Below are 520 nucleotides of genomic sequence, written 5' to 3'. Positions count from 1 at the left end.
GGTCTCCAGCTCCGCCGCCCCGGCAGGCCGCCGGTCACGGCCCGCTCCAGACGGCGGCCCAGGACACCGGTGGCGCGCACAGCGACCTGGTCCTCGTGGTCCGTTCGCGCCAGGACGGCCGCCAGGCGGTCGCCCGCCCTGTCGTCCAGGGCGGCGGGGAGGTCCACCAGACCGCCGAAGAGGTCGGCCTGTTCGAGGGCGACGACCCGGCCGAAGCCCCAGACGAGGGACTGCGCGGGGTGGTCGACGCCGCCGCGTCCGGTGGTGACGGCGCCGCGCGTGAGGAACCACACCGGCAGGCGCGCGTCGAGGTCGTCCAGGGCCTGCACGAGGGCGACGGTGGCGGCGAAGCCGCCGGGCAGGACGGGGACGGCAGCCGGGTGCGGCCTCTCGTCGAGGGCGAGCAGCGAGAGCACACCGAGCGCGTCGGCGACCGCCTCGGCCAGCGCGGAGGTGAGGGCGGCGCGGTCTCCGACGGTGTCGACGACGACGGGTACGCAGGTGGCGCCGGCACGCTCGA

At 77.3% G+C, this 520-nt stretch carries 1 protein-coding gene; it reads right to left on the bottom strand.

What is annotated here, in order from left to right:
* Positions 1-520: Rossmann-fold NAD(P)-binding domain-containing protein (locus tag ACYVE9_RS30580; RefSeq protein ID WP_461031092.1), on the bottom strand; the 520-nt coding region annotated here is incomplete at both ends.

This window comes from Streptomyces sparsus (assembly GCF_054776295.1).
This window is presented reverse-complemented; position numbering and strand designations above follow the sequence as displayed.